Raw genomic sequence first — 17894 nt, 5'->3', positions numbered from 1 at the left:
GGGCCCCCTTGTCCGGTTCGCCCGTGTGAGCGCGTAAAGTCGTCCGTCGTGAACGAGACGGCGGCAGGGCGAGCACCCAGGGGCGGCCTGCCGTGCTGCGCCGTCCGCGACCTGGTGAAGACCTACCGCGCCGGACGCGGCTCCGCGGCCACCGGCATCCGGGCCAACGACGGGATCACGCTGACCGTCCGGACGGGTGAGATCTTCGGGCTGCTCGGGCCCAACGGCGCCGGCAAGTCCACTCTCGTGCGCCAGCTCTGCGGGCTGCTGCGCCCCGACTCCGGCTCGATCGAACTCTTCGGGCACGACGTCGTGCGCCACCCCGAGCTGGCCGCCCGCCTGCTCGGGTACCTCGGGCAGGAGTCCACCGCCCTCGACGAACTGACCGTCGCGCTCGCCGCCGAGACCACCGGACGGCTGCGCGGGCTCAGCCGGGCGCAGGCCCGGGCCGAGGCCGGCGAGGTGCTGACCGAACTGGGGCTGGAGCCGATCGCCGGCCGGCCGCTCGCCAAGCTCTCCGGCGGGCAGCGCCGCCTCGCGTGCTTCGGCGCCGCGCTGGTGGGGGAGCGGCCGCTGCTGGTGCTCGACGAGCCCACCACCGGGATGGACCCCGTCGCCCGCCGCGCCGTCTGGGCCGCCGTCGACCGGCGCCGGGCCGAGCGCGGCACCACCGTGCTGCTCGTCACCCACAACGTCATCGAGGCGGAGACCGTCCTCGACCGGGTCGCCGTGGTCGACGAGGGACGGGTCATCGCCTGCGACACGCCGGGCGGGCTCAAGGCCCTCGTGGACGGCGACGTCCGGCTCGACCTGGTGTGGCGGGACGAGGCCCCGGTCGGGGTGCCGGCCGTCGCCGAGCTCGCCGAACGGGCCGAGCGCACCGGCCGCCGCTGGACCGTGCGCACCAGCCCCGAGCAGGCCCGCGAACTCGTCGCCGCCGTCACCACCGGCCCGGCCTTCGCCGCCCTCGACGACTTCACCCTCGCCACGCCGAGCCTTGAGGACGCCTACCTCAAGCTGGGCGGCCGCCACGGAGGACTGGCCAAGTGACGCTGCTCTCGGTGCCGCCCCGGACCGCCGCCGACCCGGGCCCCGCGCCCGCCCCGCTCGCCCCCGCGGCGCGGCTGCTGCCCGCGCTCGCGGCCGTCTACCGGGCACAGCTCGCCCGCGCCCGGGTGGCGCGGATCCCGCTGCTGTTCGTGGCGACGTTCCAGTCCCTCGGCATCCTCGTGATGATGCGGGGCGTCGTCGACCCCGGGCAGAACTCGGCCGCGCGGTCGGTGGTCGCCGGGTCCAGCGTGCTGGTGGTGGCGTTCGTCGCGCTCAACCTGCTCGCGCAGTACTTCGGGAAGCTGCGGGCCACCGGCGGCCTCGACCACTACGCGACGCTGCCGGTGCCGGCGGCCTCCGTGGTGCTGGGCGCGGCCGGGGCGTACGCGTCGTTCACGCTGCCCGGCACGGTGGTGACGGCGGCGGTGGGCGCGGTCATGTTCGGGCTGCCGCTCGGCCAGCTGTGGGTGCTGCTCGCGGTGGTGCCGCTCGCCGGGGCCGCGCTGTCCGGGCTCGGTGCGGCCTGCGGGCTGCTCGCGCCGCGGCAGGAGATCGCCACCATGCTCGGGCAGCTCGGGATGTCCGCGGCGCTGCTGCTCGGCGTCCTGCCGGTGGACCACCTGCCGCAGCCGGTGCTGTGGCTGCGCGACCTGCTGCCGTCCACGTACGGCGTGGAGGCCTTCGCCCGTACGTTCACGGCCGACCCGGACTGGGCGCTGGTCGCGGGGGACCTCGCGGTCTGCGCGGGGGTGGGCGTCGTGTCGCTGGCGATCGCCACCTGGGCGTACCGGCGGGCCGTCTCCCGGTAGGGCGCACGGCCGCGGCACCCGGGCGGCGGTCCCTCCGGGGCGCGATCGTGAAACGATGGGGTCCGTGACCGTACCGAACACACCTCCGGATCCCACCCGCGACGACGTGCCCGCGGTGCCGGACGCCAACCCGTTCGCGCCGCCGCAGACCCACGACGTCGCCGGGCTGCCGCCGCTCCCGGAGGGGATCGGGGGCGTCTCCAAGGCCGAGAGCTCGCCGGTGGACCGGCTGATGTCGGAGCTGCGGATCGGTGCCGCGACGGTGGTCGTGTGCGCGGTCCTCGGGCTCGCCATGGCCGGGCTGTGGGCCTGGCTGGCGCCCAAGGTGCCGCTGGTCGTCGACGGGGACCGGATCCTGTACGCCGACCCCGAGGGCGAGCAGCGCGCCGGGGCCGACGCGGTGTTCGTGCTCGTCGGGCTCGGCATGGGGATCGTCACGGCGCTCGGGGCCTTCCTCGTCACGCGCCGCCGCGGCGGGGGCATCTCGGTCGCGGTGGGGCTGGCCGTCGGCGGGCTGCTCGGCTCGCTCGGCGCCTGGCGGCTCGGGCGGTCGTTCGGACCCAGCCACGACCTGATCGGGGAGGCCCGGCGGGTCGGCAACGGGGGACGCTTCTACGCGGACATCGACCTGGGGGCGCACGGCGCCCTGCTGGCCTGGCCGATGGCGGCGATGGTGCTGCTGCTCCTGCTGTCGGCGGCGTTCGGCAAGCGCGAGGAGGACCCGCCGCCGTACTGGGCGGGGCCGTACGGGCAGCCTCCGCTGGAGGGGCCGGTCGGGCAGGCCGGGCTGGACGGGCACGCGGGGCCGGACGTGAAGGACGGGCCGGCGGGGGAGCAGGGCGGGGCTGACGGCCGGCGGCCGGGTCTCGGGTAGCGGCTCTTCCAGGCCGCCTCAGCGGGCGATGGGGGCGGTCGTCGCCTTGGTCAGGGTGATCAGGTCGGTCGGGGCCAGTTCCACTTCCAGGCCCCTGCGGCCCGCCGACACGTAGATCGTCGGGTGCGTCATCGCGCCCTCGTCGACGACCGTCCGCAGCGGGCGGCGCTGGCCCAGCGGGGAGATGCCGCCGCGGACGTAGCCGCTGCTGCGTTCGGCGGCGGCCGGGTCGGCCATGGCGGCGCGCTTGCCGCCCACGGCGGCGGCCAGCGCCTTGAGGTCGAGCTGGCCGGCGACCGGGACCACGCCGACGGTCAGGACGCCGTCCACGTCGGCGACCAGGGTCTTGAAGACCCGTTCGGCGGGGACGCCCATGGCCTCGGCGGCCTCGCCGCCGTAGGAGGCGGCGGCCGGGTCGTGCTCGTAGGAGTGCACGGTGAACGGGACGGCGGCGGTCTCCAGGGCGACGGTGGCCGGGGTGCCCTGGCCGCCCTTCTTCGGCTTCCTGGCCACGGGAGCTCCTCGGGTCACACGGGGTTCGGCGGAGGTCAGTTGGGGCTGAACGACTGGCGGGTCAGGTCCACCGCGGGCAGCGACGGCAGCCAGCTGAGCACGGCCGTCTCGCGGCGCAGCAGGTCGAGTTCGGTGCGCAGCCGCTGGGCGGTGTCGGGGCAGGCCAGCAGCCGCTGCTTGACCGGCGTCTCGAACACCGAGGCGGCGGCGACCAGGTAGGAGAGCACCTGCGGGTCGTCGGGGAGCTCCTGGTGGCCGACGGTGCTGGCCTCGCGGGCGCCGGCCAGCCGCTTCTGGTAGGCGCGGAACGCCCGCTCGACCTCGGCGGCGAGGGCGCCGGAGCCCTCGCCGGGCCGCTCCTCGATCGGCTCGATCTCACCGGTCAGGTACGGACCGGAGGCGTCCACGTCGCGCAGCAGGAACCGGGTGGTGCCGGTGACCAGGAGCTCGTACCGGCCGTCGGGCTGGTCCTGGACGGAGGCGACGTCGGCGACGCAGCCGACGCGGTGGATCGCCTCCAGGGCGTCCCCGGTGAACGTGCCGAGGCCGTCCAGCGGGCCCGCCGGGCCCTCGTCGGGGCGGACCGGGGCGACCTCGCGGCCGTCCTTGATCGCGAGCACGCCGAAGCGGCGCGGCTCGTCCTCCGGCTGTTCGAGCAGGTCGGCGACGAGACGGCGGTAGCGCTCCTCGAAGACGTTCAGGGGCAGCACGAGGCCCGGGTAGAGCACGGTGTTCAGCGGGAAGAGCGGCAGCCGTTCTGTCACGGCCGACAGCGTAGTTCCCCGGGCCCCGGCCTTGTCGCGGGGTTTGTCACGGGGTTCGTCGCGGTCGGCCGCGCCGGAGTCCGGCTCACCCGCGCTGGAGCATCCGCGTGGCGCCCGCGACGACGGTGGTGGCGAGCAGCCAGCCGACCACGACGAGGCCGGCGGAGACCCACTGGGCGAGGCCGCCGGGGTTCCACGCGCCCTGGTTGAGGTCGACGATCGGCAGGAGCTGGTTGAGCGTGTACAGCACCGGGTTCCAGTTCGGGCGCTCGTCGGCCTTCAGCGGGTTGAGCGGGTGGGTGGCGAAGAACACGCTGCCGAGGGCCCAGGCGAGGAGCAGCCACAGGGCGGCGCGGCCGGGGCGGAATCCGTAACCGACGCTGACGTCCTGGACGGTGCCCCAGATCCGGGCGGGCAGCGGGAGCGTCTCGCGGCGGCGGCGCTGCTTGGCGTAGAGCACCTCGCGGGCGTCGTCGTCGGCGCCGTCGCGGCGCATGGCCGCGGCGAGCTGCTCGTAGGACTCGGGCTGGAAGTCGACGGTGGAGCCCTCCAGCCAGGCGATGCGCTGCTGGACGGTGAACGGCGCGGCCGGGCGCAGGACCTCGTAGGTGAAGCCGGTGAGGCCGAGGTGCTTGCCGAGCGGCCAGGCGTCCGGGGTGTCGACGAGGTTGCCGACCCGGGCGCGGGAGAGCGAGACCGGGCCGGTGGGCCGCATGCGGCAGGTGAAGCGCAGTTCGGGGGTGTGGATGCGGCGCAGCGAGAGCTCGTCGTCGCCGTCCAGGTGGAACTCGCCCGAGATCAGGCAGGCGCCGTCGAAGCGGGCGTCGGACAGCCGCACCTGGCCGTGGGCGCGGAACGGGGTGCTGGGGGCGCCGGCCGGCGCGGTCTGGCCGTAGCCGGAGCCGTAGTAGCCGCGGGAGCCGAACCAGCCGCCGTCGGCGGAGCTGGTGAGGTAGGCGGTGTGGCCGACGGTGATCCGGACGGCGTTGAGGCAGATCCGGTTGTCCGGGACGGCGTGGAGCTGGGCGCCGCGCAGCGAGAGCCGGCCGCCGATGCGGGCGGTGCGCAGGCTGAGCTCGCCGTGGACCTCGATCCGGTCGGCCTCGAAGTCCTGGTGGACGGTCATGCCGTCGGCGGAGAGCGCGCGTCCGTAGCGGTCGGAGCCGAGGCGGGTCACGTTGAGCAGCAGGTCGGTGCCGATCTTGGCGTCGGTGAGCCGGACGCCCTCCGGTATGCGGCAGCGCGCGAGGTGGAGGTCGCCGGTGGTGGCCAGCCGGGAGGCCTCCAGGCGGGGTATCAGGCAGTCGACCATCCGGACGGTGCTGGCCTCGGCCTCGGACATCAGGACCTTGTGCTCGAAGCGGCAGCCGTACAGCTCGACGTACTGGTTGATCCGGCCGCCGGCGAGGTTGAGCGCGCCGGTGACGTTGACGCCGTTCATCCGCAGGGAGGAGACCCGGCCCGGGGCGGCGGTGGGGCCGGCCAGCAGCAGGCGGGCCAGGACCTCGGCGCGGACGGTGCGCTCGGAGCCCCATTCGGCGTCGCCGTAGGGGTCGTCCTCGGCTGATTTCCGGGCCCGGCGGTCGAAGACGTCCCCCTGGCGGAAGGCCTCCCAGAGTTCCTTTTCCGTGTCGGTCCAGTCCTCCGGCGCGCGCTCCGCCATGCTTTCCCCCGTCCCCCCGGTCGTCTCGCCTTTCGTATCACGGAGTGAAATGCGGGACCAGTGGTTTCGGCCACTCCTTACACTGGGTGGCGTGATCTCTCGAATCGACCTCCGCGGCTCGCTGGACGACCCGCGTGACCTGCTGCCCCGTGCCGAGTTCGACGTGGCGGCCGCCCTGGAGAAGGTGCGGCCGATCGCCGAGGACGTGCACCATCGCGGGGTCGCGGCGCTGATCGAGATCACCGAGCGCTTCGACGGCGTCCGGCTGGAGTCGACCCGTGTCCCGGCCGAGCAGCTCACCGAGGCCCTGGAGACGCTGGACCCGAAGGTGCGCGCCGCGCTGGAGGAGTCGATCCGCCGCGCCCGGGCCGTGCACGCGGACCAGCGCCGCACCGGGCACACCACGCAGGTGGTGCCGGGCGGCACCGTCACCCAGCGCTGGGTGCCGGTGGACCGGGTCGGGCTGTACGTGCCGGGCGGGCTGGCGGTGTACCCGTCGTCCGTCGTGATGAACGTCGTGCCGGCCCAGGAGGCGGGCGTCCGGGGCATCGCCGTCACCTCGCCGCCGCAGAAGGAGTTCGGCGGCCGGGTGCACCCGACGATCCTGGCGGCCTGCGCGCTGCTCGGCGTGGACGAGGTGTACTCCGTCGGCGGCGCCCAGGCGGTCGCGATGTTCGCGCTCGGCACCGAGGAGTGCGCGCCGGTGAACATGGTCACCGGCCCGGGCAACATCTACGTCGCCGCCGCCAAGCGCTACTTCGCCGGCCGGATCGGCATCGACTCCGAGGCCGGCCCGACCGAGATCGCCGTCCTCGCCGACGACAGCGCGCTGCCGTCCGACGTCGCCGCCGACCTGATCAGCCAGGCCGAGCACGGCCCGACCTCCGGCTCGGTGCTGGTCACCGACTCGCCGGCGCTGGCCGACGCGGTCGAGGCCGAGCTGGCCGTGCAGGTCGCGCGGACCAAGCACGGCGAGCGCGTCGCCGAGGCGCTCGGCGGCCGGCAGTCCGGCATCATCCTGGTCGACGACCTGGAGCAGGGCCTGACCGTCGTCAACGCCTACGCCGCCGAGCACCTGGAGATCCAGACCCGGGACGCGCACGCGGTGGCCGCGAAGGTCCGCAACGCGGGCGCGATCTTCATCGGCCGCTGGACGCCCGTCTCGCTGGGCGACTACGCGGCCGGCTCCAACCACGTCCTGCCCACCGGCGGCTGCGCCTGCCACTCGTCCGGCCTGTCGGTGCAGACCTTCCTGCGCGGCGTCCAGGTCGTCGAGTACGACCGGGACGCGCTCGCGGACATCGCCGCGCACGTCGTCAACCTGGCCGACGCGGAAGACCTGCCGGGGCACGGCGACGCCATCAAGGCTCGGTTCGATTGGACGGTTCCCGGCTCGTGACGCGCACCACTCGCATTGACGACCTTCCCATCCGGGACGAGCTGCGGGGCCAGTCTCCGTACGGCGCGCCGCAGTTGGACGTGCCGGTACAGCTCAACACCAACGAGAACCCGTACCCGCTGCCGGAGGAACTGGTCGCCCGGATCGCCGAGCGGGTCGCCGAGGCCGCCCGGGGGCTCAACCGCTACCCCGACCGCGACGCGGTCGAGCTGCGCGAGGGGCTCGCGGCCTACCTGAGTCGCACCACCGGCTTCCCGGTGGCCCGCGAGCAGGTCTGGGCCGCCAACGGCTCCAACGAGGTGCTCCAGCAGCTCCTCCAGACCTTCGGCGGCCCCGGCCGCCGCGCGCTCGGCTTCGAGCCGTCCTACTCGATGCACGCCCTCATCTCCCGGGGCACCGGCACCGAGTGGATCTCCGGCCCGCGCAACGACGACTTCACCATCGACGTGGACGCGGCCGTCGCCACGATCGCCGAGCACAGGCCCGACGTGGTCTTCGTCTGCTCGCCGAACAACCCCACGGGCACCGCGGTGGCCGCCGACGTCGTGCTGCGCCTGTACGAGGCCGCCCAGGCGGCCCGGCCCAGCCTGGTCGTCGTCGACGAGGCCTACGTCGAGTTCTCGCACCGCGCCTCGCTGCTGCCGCTCATTGAGGGCCGCCCCAACCTGGTGGTCACCCGCACCATGTCCAAGGCCTTCGGCGCGGCCGGCCTGCGCCTCGGCTACCTGGCCGCCGACGCGGCCGTGGTGGACGCGGTCCAGCTGGTCCGCCTGCCCTACCACCTGTCGGCCGTCACCCAGGCCACCGCGCTGGCCTGCCTGGAGCACACCGACACCCTGCTCGGGTACGTCGGGCGGCTCAAGGAGGAGCGCGACCGCCTGGTGGACTCGCTGCGCGGGCTCGGCCTGGAGGTGACCGACTCGGACGCCAACTTCGTCCAGTTCGGCCGCTTCGCCGACACCCACGCCGTCTGGCAGGCCATCCTCGACCAGGGCGTCCTGGTCCGTGACAACGGTGTCCCGGGGTGGCTGCGCGTCACCGCCGGCACGCCGGCCGAGAACGACGCCTTCCTGGACGCCGTTCGCACTGTGATCAAGGAGCTGTAACCCCGTATGTCCCGCATCGGACGCGTTGAGCGCACCACCAAGGAGACCTCGGTCCTGGTCGAGATCGACCTCGACGGCACCGGCAAGACCGACATCTCCACGGGCGTCGGGTTCTACGACCACATGCTCGACCAGCTCGGTCGCCACGGTCTGTTCGACCTCACCGTCAAGACCGACGGCGACCTGCACATCGACACCCACCACACCATCGAGGACACCGCCCTCGCGCTCGGCGCCGCCTTCAAGCAGGCGCTCGGCGACAAGGTCGGCATCTACCGCTTCGGCAACTGCACGGTGCCGCTGGACGAGTCGCTCGCCCAGGTCACCGTCGACCTCTCCGGCCGCCCCTACCTGGTGCACACCGAGCCGGAGCACATGGCGCCGATGATCGGCAGCTACGACACCACGATGACCCGGCACATCCTGGAGTCCTTCGTGGCCCAGGCGCAGATAGCCCTCCACGTCCACGTGCCGTACGGTCGCAACGCGCACCACATCGTCGAGTGCCAGTTCAAGGCGCTCGCACGGGCCCTGCGCTACGCCTCCGAGCGCGACCCGCGCGCGGCCGGCATCCTCCCCTCGACCAAGGGTGCACTGTGAGCAAGACCGCCGTGGCTCTCCTCTTCGTCGGCCTCTTCCTGGCCGGCGGGGTGATCTCGTTCTGGAAGCAGAAGCTGCCGAAGGGCGTCATCCTGGTGCTCGCGATCGGCTCCGTGATGTGCCTGGCCGCCGGCGCCATGCGCCTGTAGTGCGCGCGTACGCAGAGAGACTGGACACCTGAACATGGGCAAGAACGTCGTCGTCCTCGACTACGGATCGGGCAACCTGCGCTCCGCGCAGCGGGCCCTGGAGCGCACCGGCGCGAACGTCACCGTGACCTCCGACTTCGACACGGCGATGGCCGCGGACGGCCTGCTCGTTCCCGGCGTCGGCGCCTTCGAGGCGTGCATGCGCGGCCTCAAGTCGGTCCGCGGCGAGTGGATCATCGGCCGCCGGCTCGCCGGGGGCCGCCCGGTCATGGGCATCTGCGTCGGCATGCAGATCCTCTTCGAGAAGGGGGTCGAGCACGGCGTGGAGACGGCCGGCTGCGACGAGTGGCCGGGCACCGTCGAGCCGCTGGACGCCCCGGTCGTGCCGCACATGGGCTGGAACACCGTGGACGTGCCCGAGGGCAGCCGGATGTTCGCCGGCCTCGACCCGCAGACCCGCTTCTACTTCGTGCACTCCTACGGCGTGCGGCACTGGGAGCTGGAGGCGCACAGCGCGCGCATCCACGCCCCGCTCGTCACCTGGGCCACCCACGGGCAGCCGTTCGTCGCGGCCGTCGAGAACGGGCCGCTGTGGGCCACCCAGTTCCACCCCGAGAAGTCCGGCGACGCCGGCGCCGCCCTGCTGACCAACTGGGTCAACACCCTCTGACCGTCTGAGAGTTGTTACTGATGAGCCTTGAGCTGCTGCCTGCCGTCGATGTCCGGGACGGCCAGGCCGTCCGTCTGGTCAAGGGCGCCTCCGGCACCGAGACCTCCTTCGGCGAGCCGCTCGCCGCCGCACTCGCCTGGCAGAACGCCGGCGCCGAGTGGCTGCACCTGGTCGACCTGGACGCCGCCTTCGGGACCGGGAGCAACTACGAGCTGCTGCGCGAGGTCACCGGCCGGCTGGACATCAAGGTCGAGCTGTCCGGCGGCATCCGCGACGACGAGTCGCTCGCCCGCGCCCTCGCCACCGGCTGCACCCGCGTCAACCTCGGCACCGCCGCCCTGGAGGCCCCCGAGTGGGTCGCCAAGGCCATCGCCGAGCACGGCGACAAGATCGCGGTCGGCCTCGACGTCGTCGGCACCACCCTGCGCGGCCGCGGCTGGACCCGCGACGGCGGGCAGCTCTTCGACGTCCTGGACCGCCTGAACCAGGAGGGCTGCGCCCGCTACGTCGTCACCGACGTCAACCGCGACGGCACCCTCACCGGCCCCAACCTCCAGCTGCTGAGCGACGTCTGCGCCGCCACCGACCGCCCGGTCGTCGCCTCCGGCGGCGTCTCCTCGCTGGACGACCTGCGCGCCATCGCCGGCCTCGTCGGCGAGGGTGTCGAGGGCGCCATCGTGGGCAAGGCACTGTACGAGCAGAAGTTCACCCTCGAAGAGGCCCTGGCGGCGGTTTCGGGCTGATGCCGCCGATGTCGGGCCGGCGTCGGGCCGAGGTGAGGCCGACGTCGCCGATGACGGAAGAGACGGTTACAGGATGACGGAACGTCGGATCGTACGCGGCCGGGTCGCCGGATTCTCCCCCTGGGAGGACGAGTTCGGCTACTCGCGCGCGGTCGTTGCGGGCGACCACGTGCACGTGGCCGGCTCCACCGCCTGGGTGGACGGCCGGATCGAGCACGAGGGCGACCCGTACGGGCAGACGCTCGCCGCGTTCGGCGTCGGGCTCACGGCCCTGGCCGCGTACGGTCTGACGGCGGACGACGTCGTCCGCACCCGGATGTACATCACCCACGTCCGCGACGCCGAGGAGGTGGGCCGCGCCCACCGTCAGCTCTTCGACGCCGCCCGCCCGGTGGCCACCATGGTGGTGGTCGAGGGCCTGATCGACTCCCGGATGATGGTCGAGGTCGAGATCGACGCGTACCGCACCGGGCTGGCAAAGACCCTGGAAGCCCCGGAAGGCAATCAGCCGTGACCCTTGCAGTACGTGTCATCCCCTGCCTGGACGTCGACGCCGGGCGGGTGGTCAAGGGCGTCAACTTCCAGAACCTGCGCGACGCCGGCGACCCGGTCGAGATGGCCAAGCTCTACGACGCCGAGGGCGCCGACGAGCTCACCTTCCTCGACATCACCGCCTCCTCCGGCGACCGCGAGACCACCTACGACGTGGTCCGCCGCACCGCCGAGCAGGTGTTCATCCCGCTCACCGTCGGCGGCGGCATCCGCGCCGTCGAGGACGTCGACAAGCTGCTGCGGGCCGGCGCGGACAAGGTGGGCGTCAACACCGCGGCCATCGCCAGGCCGGAGCTCGTGCGGGAGATCGCCCAGCGGTTCGGGCGGCAGGTGCTGGTGCTGTCGGTCGACGCCCGGCGCTGCCCTCCCGGCACCGAGACCGAGTCCGGCTTCGAGGTCACCACGCACGGCGGGCGCCGCGGCACCGGCCTCGACGCGGTCGAATGGGCGGGCCGCGCGGCCGAGTTGGGCGCGGGCGAGATCCTGCTCAACTCGATGGACGCCGACGGCACCAAGGACGGCTACGACCTGGACCTGATCCGGGCCGTGCGCAAGGCCGTCTCCGTGCCGGTGATCGCCTCCGGCGGCGCCGGCAAGCTCGCCGACTTCGCCCCGGCCGTCGAGGCGGGCGCGGACGCGGTGCTCGCGGCGAGCGTCTTCCACTTCGGGGACCTGCGGATCGGCGAGGTCAAGAACGCGCTGCGGGAGGCCGGGCACCCGGTGCGGTGACGCGTTCTGCGCGTCGAGGAGGGCCCGCCACCGTCCCTGGTGGCGGGCCCTGCTCGTTGTGCCGCTACTGCCGGGGCTCGCCCTTGATCAGCGCGAAGGGGGCGCCGTTCGGGTCCGCGAGCCAGGCGATCCGGCCGACGTTCTCCACGTCCGCGGCGGGCATCAGCACCGTGCCGCCGGCCGCCGTCGCCTTGGCGATCAGCGCGTCCACGTCGTCGGCGGCGAAGTACGGCGTCCAGGCGGACGGCTGGGCCGCGTCCATCACCGGGGCGATGCCGCCGAAGCTCGTCTCCTGCTGGTCGCCCTCGGCGGTCGAGATCACCCGGTAGCTCATGCCCGGGGACGGCTCGAAGTTCTCCACCCGCCAGCCGAACAGGGTCTCGTAGAACGCGAAGCCGGCGTCCTGGTCGGAGGTGTGCAGTTCGGACCAGCACATGGTCCTGTCGGTCGAGACGGCGTCCAGGCCCTTGGTGTTGCCGGCCTCCCACAGCGCGAACCGGGCACCCTGCGGGTCGGTGACCTGGGCGAAGCGGCCCTCGCCCATGACGTCCATCGGCGGGACGAGCACCGTGCCGCCGGCCTGCTCGGCGGTCTTGACGGCGGCGTCCACGTCGGGGGTGCGGAAGTACGTCGTCCAGGTGGACTGGTCGCCCTCGTCGAGCGGGCCGACGGCGCCGACGGTCTTGCCGTCCAGCTGGAGGAAACCGTAGCCGCCCGTCTCCGGGCCGGCCGACTGGAACGTCCAGCCGAAGACCTTGTCGTAGAACTCGGCGGTGGCGGGGATGTCCGGGCTGCCCAGGTCGATCCAGCAGGGCGAACCGGCGGGGAAGTCGGTGGTGAGCATGAGGTGGTGCCCCTTCGACGGAGAACTGACCGGAGCGGTTTCCGACAGGCGCGCGCACGCCCCCTCCCCGGCCACCTGAGAGTCTGCACCGGGCCACTGACAATCGCAGCCGGGACGGGATGGGGCGGGTCGGGCCGGTCCCTCGAACGGGGCATCCCCGGCGATGCCGAGGCCCGTGCGCGGGAAGTCGGCGCGGTCGACTTCCCGCACGTGGTCGGCCGGTTCCGGACGGGCGGCCGGGTGTCGTCGTCGCGCGGGTGCGTTCGGGGTGTTGCCCGCCGGCATGTCGGCGGGCAACACCGCGGATCATCGGGCGCGCTACCGAGGGGGCAGGGGCAGGGCGTGGCGGAGGGCCTCGACGGCGTCCGAGGGGCCGTCGACGGTGAGGGTCGTGCGGGCGCCGCGGCCGTAGGTGAAGAGGATCAGGTCGGCCGGCTCGCCGGTGATGCGGACGACCGGGGCGCCGGTGGGGCCGGCGGTGACGGTGCGGCCGTCGGGGTGGTGGAGTTCGAGGCGGACGGGGGAGCGGCGGCCGGCTTCGAAGCGGGCGAGGAGGGGGAGGCGGCGCCACAGGGCCTCGGAGCGGCCGGGCGGGACGGGGTGGGGGGTCCAGTCGTCGGCCGCTCGCAGGACGTCCTCGGCGTGCACGAAGTACTCGACGGTGTTGGCCGCTTCGTCCGCGCCGGGGAGCGCGAAGAAGGAGAACACCGGCGGGCCGGAGCGGAAGAGGCCGACCAGCTCGTCGTACGGGCGCTCGGCGTAGGCCGACTGCACCCGGTGGGTCCAGCCCGCGAGGGCGCCGACGCGGATGCCGGGGGCCGCGTCCGCCCGGCGTTCGCGGATCACCAGGTGGGCGGCGAGGTCGCGGGTGGTCCACCCGGCGCAGAGGGTGGGGGCGTCCGGCCCGGCGGCGGCCAGGAGTTCGGCGAGGCGGTGACGCTCGGCGAGGGCGTGGTTCGACATGGCGTCACCTTAGAACGTGGTGGGCTCAGCGGAGGTGGCCGGTGAGCTTGGGGCCGCCCTGGCGGTTGCTGAGGGTCAGCGCGCACGTGTAGTCCCGCCAGCCCTGCTGGTAGTTGGCCATGGTCGGGCCGACCGGGCGGCCGTAGTAGGTGCGGGCGTCGCCCTGGCGGGCCTTGGCGGCGGTCTCGGCGGCCTTGCAGCCGTCGAGGATCGCGAGGTTGATCTTGAGGTCGCCGGTGAGGCCCTCGGGCAGCTTGAGGTCGGCGATCACCTCGCCGTCGTGTTCGCCGGTGCAGGGCCGTTCCTCGGACCGGACGATCGCCGGACTGAGCTGCGGGTGGTCGAAGCAGGTGCCGACCGGGAAGAAGGCGTACGGCGGGGTGGGGGTCGGGGTGGGCGTGGGCGTCGGGGTGGGGGCCGGTGTCGCGGTGGCCGTGGCCGTGGGGGTGGGCGGGGGAGGTGCGGCGGCCGGCTTCTTGTCGTCGGGCCAGAGCATGACGGTCGCCACCACCGCGAGCAGGGCGACGAGGACCGCCGCGACGGTGAGGACCAGGCCGCGGGACGGGCGCGGGTCGGCGGCTGCGGACGGCGGCTGCTCGGAGGTCATGGCCATGAGGATGGCCCAAACCGGTGCTCCGCGGCAGGTGGTTGGCCGAACTCGTCCCCCCATTGGGTAGGCTCCCGGGCGGCACGACACGATCCCGGGAGTTGGGAATGCGCGTCGGAATCACCGGACACCAGGGCCTGTCGGGCGGCATCACGGAGATGCTGGTCCGCGGCGACCTCTGGCAGCTGGTCACCACCTTCGGCTCGTACGAGCTCGTCGGCGTCACCTGCGCCGACGAGGGGCCGGACACCTGGTTCGCCCGGTCCGTCCTGGAGCACGGCGGCAAGCTGGAGATCATCGTCCCCGCGAGCGCGCCGCTCGTCGGCCGCGCCGACGACCACCACCGGGCCACCCGGCTGGAGCTGATGAACGAGGCGAACGCCGTCCACCGGCTGGCCGCGGCCGAGCGCGGGGGCCTCGGCGACGACACCGGGCGGGCGCTGGTCGGCATGATCGACGAGCTGATCGCCGTCTGGGACGGAGAACCGTGGGACGGCGAGCCCGGCAACGGGCCGGCCCGGGTGGCCGCACTGGCTCAGGGGGCCGGGCTGTTCGTCCACCGGATCTGGCCCGCCGGCTGCGAGCGGCCCCGCTGACCTGCGCCGGCCGCGATGCGGACGGCGCACCGGGCGCCCCGGCCGGGCTGACACAATGTCCCCATGTCCACCACACCCGCCGCCCCCGGCACCACCGCCCTGGACCCCGCGATCGCGGCCCGCCTCAAGCGCACCGAGGACGGCCTGCTGCCGGCCATCGCGCAGCAGCACGACACCGGCGAGGTGCTGATGCTCGGCTGGATGGACGACGAAGCGCTGCACCGCACGCTCACCACCGGCCGCTGCACCTACTGGAGCCGCAGCCGCCGCGAGTACTGGGTCAAGGGCGACACCTCCGGGCACGTCCAGGCGGTCAAGTCGGTGGCGCTCGACTGCGACGGCGACACCCTGCTGGTCAAGGTCGACCAGACCGGTGCCGCCTGCCACACCGGCGACCGCACCTGCTTCGACGCCGACGTGCTCCCGCTCGCCTGACCACACCAAAGCCTCCGACCCAGAAGGTGCCGCCCGCCATGGACCTCGAAGCCTTCCGCAAGCTCGCCGTCGACACCCGGGTCATCCCGGTCACCCGCAGGCTCCTCGCGGACGGCCTCACCCCGATCGGCCTCTACCGCAGCCTGGCCGGCGAGCGGCCCGGCACCTTCCTGCTGGAGTCCGCCGAGCAGGGCCGCAGCTGGTCGCGCTACTCCTTCGTCGGCGTGCGCAGCGCCGCCACCCTCACCGTCGGCCCGGACGGCGACGCCCGCTGGCTCGGCGCCCCGCCGGTCGGCATCCCCACCGGCGGGGACCCGCTGGAGGTGCTGCGCGCGGCCCTGGAGGCCCTGCACACCCCCCGGCACTCCGACGACGGCCTGCCGCCGCTCACCGGCGGCCTGGTCGGCTACCTCGGCTACGACGTCGTGCGCCGCCTGGAGAAGCTGCCGGACCTCAACCCGGACGACCTCGGGCTCCCCGAGCTGACGATGCTGCTCGCCACCGACCTCGCCGTGCTGGACCACGTCGACGGCACGGTGCTGCTGATCGCCAACGCCGTCAACCACAACGACCTCGCCAGCGGCGTCGACGAGGCCCACGCGGACGCGGTGGCCCGGCTCGACGCGATGGAGGCGGACCTGCTCAGGCCCGTCGACCCCGGGCTCGCCACCTTCACCCCGGCCGGCCCCGGCGACGTCCGCTCGCCGTTCGGCGGCGCGCCCTACCGGGCCGCGGTGGACGTGATCAAGGAGCGGATCCGGGCCGGCGAGGCCTTCCAGGTCGTGCCCTCGCAGCGCTTCGAGGCGCCCTGCCCGGCCTCCGCGCTGGACGTCTACCGGGTGCTGCGCACCACCAACCCGAGCCCGTACATGTACCTGTTCCGCTTCCCGGGCCCCGACGGCGGCGCGGAGGGCGGCTTCGACGTGGTCGGCTCCAGCCCGGAGGCGCTGGTCAAGGTCACCGACGGCGAGGCGATGCTGCACCCGATCGCCGGCACCCGCCACCGCGGCGCGAGCCCGCACGAGGACGCGGCGCTGGCCGCCGAGCTGCTCGCCGACCCCAAGGAGCGCGCCGAGCACCTGATGCTGGTCGACCTGGGCCGCAACGACCTCGGCCGGGTCTGCGAGCCGGGCAGCGTCGAGGTGGTCGACTTCATGCACATCGAGCGCTACAGCCACGTCATGCACATCGTCTCGACCGTCACCGGCAAGGTGGCGCCCGGGCGGACCGCCTTCGACGTGCTGACGGCGTGCTTCCCGGCCGGCACCCTCTCGGGCGCGCCCAAGCCCCGGGCGATGCGGATCATCGAGGAGCTGGAGCCCACCCGCCGGGGCCTGTACGGCGGCTGCGTCGGCTACCTGGACTTCGCCGGCGACTCCGACACCGCGATCGCGATCCGGACCGCGGTGCTGCGCGACGGCACCGCGTACGTGCAGGCCGGCGCCGGTGTGGTGGCCGACTCCGACCCGCACGGCGAGGACACCGAGTGCCGCAACAAGGCGGCCGCCGTGCTGCGGGCGATCGCCACCGCCAATACGCTGCGGACGCCGGAGCTTTCGTAGCCCCACAGGTACGCAAGGGAGGCGGCCGGGATGTCCGAGGTGCCGCAGGACGAGCGGCGGTGGGTGGCCGTGCTCGCCGCCGCCGTCCAGATCGGGGACCAACTGGCGGGCCACGGAAGGGTGTTGTCGCAGGTCCTGATCGACTTCCGGGCCGCGCCCGGCGGCCTCGCCCCCGACCTGGCGGTGATCGCCCCGGGTGCCGCGCGGGGCGCCGGGGGGCGCTACGACGGGACGTCCGTGGAGGCCGTCCTGGAGGTGGCCGCCCCGGGCGGCGGCCACGGCGCGGCGGCGCGCGCGTACGCGGAGTCCGGGCTGCCGCTGTACGTGGTGGTCGACCCGGTGGCCGGCGTCTGCACCGTGCACACCGCGCCGGCGCCGGGCGGGGTGTACCGGGAGGCCGAACGGGTGCCGATCGGCAACGACCTCTTCCTGCCGCTCGGCGAGCGGACGCTCGTGCTCCAGACCGACGGGTTCGTGGTGGAGCGCCCCACCCCGGGTACGGCCTGAGAACGCGGCCGGGGGATAGTGGACGGGTGAGCGCTGACCAGAACCCCGTACCCGACACCGCCCCGGCCGCGCGGCCGGGCCGGCGCACGCTCGGCGTGATGCTGCTGCTGACCGTGCTGAGCGCCGTCCTGGTGCTGACCGCGGTCGGCCGGGACTGGGCGCAGGGCCGGGCCGGCACCCTGGAGGTGTCCGTCAGCGGCGGCCGGATCTCCGAACTGCCCGGCGGGCTGGCCCTGGTGGGCCTGGCCGCCGCCATCGCGGTGTTCGCGGTGCGCGGCGCCGGACGGCTCGCGGTCGGCGCGCTGACCCTGCTGGCCGGGATCGGCGTGGCCGCCACGGCGGTGGCCGGCGCCGGCGACACCGCCGCGCTGGACGCCGAGGCGGCCCGCAAGCTCGCCCTGGCCGGCTCGACGGCCACGGAGGTCGGCCACAGCGGCTGGCCGTGGGTGGCGGTGGCCGGCGGGGTGCTGCTCGCCGTCGCCGGGCTGCTCACGCTGCGCTTCGGCCGCGGCTGGCCGGCCATGGGCAGCCGCTACGAGGCGCCCACCGGCAAGGCCCCGGTGAAGGGCCCGGCCAGGGGCCCGGCCAAGGGCGCCGCGAAGGGCGCGGACACCCCGGCCGACCTGTGGAAGGCGCTGGACCGCGGCGAGGACCCGACGGCCGTCTAGAAGGCTGATGAAGATCTTGGTGTGATCGGGGCTGCCGCTGTCAGGCGGCAGCCCCGATCTGCCAGGTGGTGCCGTTGTGGGTGAGTCCGAG

At 74.1% G+C, this 17894-nt stretch carries 22 protein-coding genes; 16 read left to right on the top strand and 6 right to left on the bottom strand.

Going from position 1 to position 17894, the window contains the following annotated elements:
- Positions 1-48 precede the first annotated feature (48 nt).
- From ACFVU9_RS37020 to ACFVU9_RS37010, 3 genes are all read left to right on the top strand, one after another.
- Entirely contained in the window at positions 49-1050 is a 1002-nt protein-coding gene (locus tag ACFVU9_RS37020) for an ABC transporter ATP-binding protein (RefSeq protein WP_380440568.1), read from the top strand.
- The gene (locus tag ACFVU9_RS37015) at positions 1047-1859 is read left to right on the top strand and encodes an ABC transporter permease (protein ID WP_380440566.1); all 813 of its coding nucleotides are present in this window, start codon (positions 1047-1049) and stop codon (positions 1857-1859) included. Before ACFVU9_RS37020 ends, ACFVU9_RS37015 begins: the two co-directional genes overlap by 4 nt.
- A gap of 64 nt (positions 1860-1923) precedes the next feature.
- Positions 1924-2733: a hypothetical protein gene (locus ACFVU9_RS37010; RefSeq protein WP_380440564.1), complete on the top strand. Its 810-nt coding sequence runs from the start codon at positions 1924-1926 to the stop codon at positions 2731-2733.
- Between the two features lie 18 nt (positions 2734-2751).
- Here ACFVU9_RS37010 and ybaK read toward each other — a convergent pair whose 3' ends face one another.
- The 3 genes from ybaK to ACFVU9_RS36995 form a co-directional block, all read right to left on the bottom strand.
- Positions 2752-3246 carry a Cys-tRNA(Pro) deacylase gene (gene ybaK, locus ACFVU9_RS37005; protein ID WP_387601213.1) on the bottom strand — a complete coding sequence of 165 codons (495 nt, stop codon included), beginning with the start codon at positions 3244-3246 and terminating at the stop codon, positions 2752-2754.
- A gap of 35 nt (positions 3247-3281) precedes the next feature.
- Positions 3282-4010: an LON peptidase substrate-binding domain-containing protein gene (locus ACFVU9_RS37000; RefSeq protein WP_380492841.1), complete on the bottom strand. Its 729-nt coding sequence runs from the start codon at positions 4008-4010 to the stop codon at positions 3282-3284.
- A gap of 85 nt (positions 4011-4095) precedes the next feature.
- The gene (locus ACFVU9_RS36995; protein WP_380440558.1) at positions 4096-5673 is read right to left on the bottom strand and encodes an oxidoreductase; all 1578 of its coding nucleotides are present in this window, start codon (positions 5671-5673) and stop codon (positions 4096-4098) included.
- Between the two features lie 91 nt (positions 5674-5764).
- On the opposite strand from ACFVU9_RS36995, the gene hisD reads away from it, so the two are divergent.
- The 8 genes from hisD to hisF all read left to right on the top strand — a co-directional run bounded on the left by hisD (position 5765) and on the right by hisF (position 11621).
- Complete coding sequence (gene hisD, locus ACFVU9_RS36990; RefSeq protein WP_380492839.1) at positions 5765-7072, top strand: histidinol dehydrogenase; 1308 nt, start codon at positions 5765-5767, stop codon at positions 7070-7072.
- Positions 7069-8178: a histidinol-phosphate transaminase gene (locus ACFVU9_RS36985; protein ID WP_380492837.1), complete on the top strand. Its 1110-nt coding sequence runs from the start codon at positions 7069-7071 to the stop codon at positions 8176-8178. The genes hisD and ACFVU9_RS36985 overlap by 4 nt, the downstream gene beginning before the upstream one ends.
- A 6-nt stretch (positions 8179-8184) precedes the next feature.
- On the top strand, positions 8185-8778 hold the full coding sequence (gene hisB / locus ACFVU9_RS36980; RefSeq protein WP_359963098.1) for an imidazoleglycerol-phosphate dehydratase HisB: 594 nt from the start codon (positions 8185-8187) through the stop codon (positions 8776-8778).
- Positions 8775-8927 (top strand): hypothetical protein, encoded by a 153-nt coding sequence (locus ACFVU9_RS36975; RefSeq protein WP_329928313.1) that lies wholly within the window; start codon positions 8775-8777, stop codon positions 8925-8927. Before hisB ends, ACFVU9_RS36975 begins: the two co-directional genes overlap by 4 nt.
- A 34-nt stretch (positions 8928-8961) precedes the next feature.
- The gene (hisH, locus tag ACFVU9_RS36970) at positions 8962-9597 is read left to right on the top strand and encodes an imidazole glycerol phosphate synthase subunit HisH (protein ID WP_387601208.1); all 636 of its coding nucleotides are present in this window, start codon (positions 8962-8964) and stop codon (positions 9595-9597) included.
- Between the two features lie 17 nt (positions 9598-9614).
- Positions 9615-10340 carry a bifunctional 1-(5-phosphoribosyl)-5-((5-phosphoribosylamino)methylideneamino)imidazole-4-carboxamide isomerase/phosphoribosylanthranilate isomerase PriA gene (gene priA, locus ACFVU9_RS36965; protein ID WP_380440604.1) on the top strand — a complete coding sequence of 242 codons (726 nt, stop codon included), beginning with the start codon at positions 9615-9617 and terminating at the stop codon, positions 10338-10340.
- A gap of 73 nt (positions 10341-10413) precedes the next feature.
- Positions 10414-10854: a RidA family protein gene (locus ACFVU9_RS36960; RefSeq protein ID WP_380440550.1), complete on the top strand. Its 441-nt coding sequence runs from the start codon at positions 10414-10416 to the stop codon at positions 10852-10854.
- On the top strand, positions 10851-11621 hold the full coding sequence (gene hisF / locus ACFVU9_RS36955; protein WP_380440548.1) for an imidazole glycerol phosphate synthase subunit HisF: 771 nt from the start codon (positions 10851-10853) through the stop codon (positions 11619-11621). Before ACFVU9_RS36960 ends, hisF begins: the two co-directional genes overlap by 4 nt.
- 64 nt (positions 11622-11685) lie before the next feature.
- On the opposite strand, the gene ACFVU9_RS36950 is transcribed toward hisF, so the two are convergent.
- From ACFVU9_RS36950 to ACFVU9_RS36940, 3 genes are all read right to left on the bottom strand, one after another.
- Positions 11686-12465, bottom strand: a complete 780-nt coding sequence (locus ACFVU9_RS36950; protein ID WP_387601205.1) for a VOC family protein — start codon at positions 12463-12465, stop codon at positions 11686-11688.
- A gap of 318 nt (positions 12466-12783) precedes the next feature.
- Positions 12784-13428 carry a TIGR03085 family metal-binding protein gene (locus tag ACFVU9_RS36945; protein ID WP_380501072.1) on the bottom strand — a complete coding sequence of 215 codons (645 nt, stop codon included), beginning with the start codon at positions 13426-13428 and terminating at the stop codon, positions 12784-12786.
- Positions 13429-13453: 25 nt separating this feature from the next.
- Positions 13454-14035 (bottom strand): hypothetical protein, encoded by a 582-nt coding sequence (locus ACFVU9_RS36940; protein ID WP_387601202.1) that lies wholly within the window; start codon positions 14033-14035, stop codon positions 13454-13456.
- A gap of 107 nt (positions 14036-14142) precedes the next feature.
- On the opposite strand from ACFVU9_RS36940, the gene ACFVU9_RS36935 reads away from it, so the two are divergent.
- The 5 genes from ACFVU9_RS36935 (at position 14143) to ACFVU9_RS36915 (ending at position 17803) form a co-directional block, all read left to right on the top strand.
- The gene (locus tag ACFVU9_RS36935; protein ID WP_380501076.1) at positions 14143-14631 is read left to right on the top strand and encodes a hypothetical protein; all 489 of its coding nucleotides are present in this window, start codon (positions 14143-14145) and stop codon (positions 14629-14631) included.
- Positions 14632-14694: 63 nt separating this feature from the next.
- Positions 14695-15066: a phosphoribosyl-AMP cyclohydrolase gene (gene hisI, locus ACFVU9_RS36930; protein ID WP_329928306.1), complete on the top strand. Its 372-nt coding sequence runs from the start codon at positions 14695-14697 to the stop codon at positions 15064-15066.
- A gap of 38 nt (positions 15067-15104) precedes the next feature.
- Positions 15105-16628, top strand: coding sequence for an anthranilate synthase component I (locus ACFVU9_RS36925; protein ID WP_380440540.1), 1524 nt, complete (start codon positions 15105-15107; stop codon positions 16626-16628).
- A gap of 30 nt (positions 16629-16658) precedes the next feature.
- The gene (locus ACFVU9_RS36920) at positions 16659-17135 is read left to right on the top strand and encodes a Uma2 family endonuclease (protein ID WP_380492824.1); all 477 of its coding nucleotides are present in this window, start codon (positions 16659-16661) and stop codon (positions 17133-17135) included.
- A 26-nt stretch (positions 17136-17161) separates the two neighbouring features.
- Complete coding sequence (locus ACFVU9_RS36915) at positions 17162-17803, top strand: TIGR02234 family membrane protein (RefSeq protein WP_380492822.1); 642 nt, start codon at positions 17162-17164, stop codon at positions 17801-17803.
- Positions 17804-17894: the final 91 nt, after the last annotated feature.

The organism is Kitasatospora sp. NPDC057936 (assembly GCF_042887525.1).
Taxonomy (GTDB): Bacteria; Actinomycetota; Actinomycetes; order Streptomycetales; family Streptomycetaceae; genus Kitasatospora.
The sequence above is the reverse complement of the archived record's forward strand: the minus strand, read 5'-3'. Positions and strand labels throughout refer to the sequence as shown.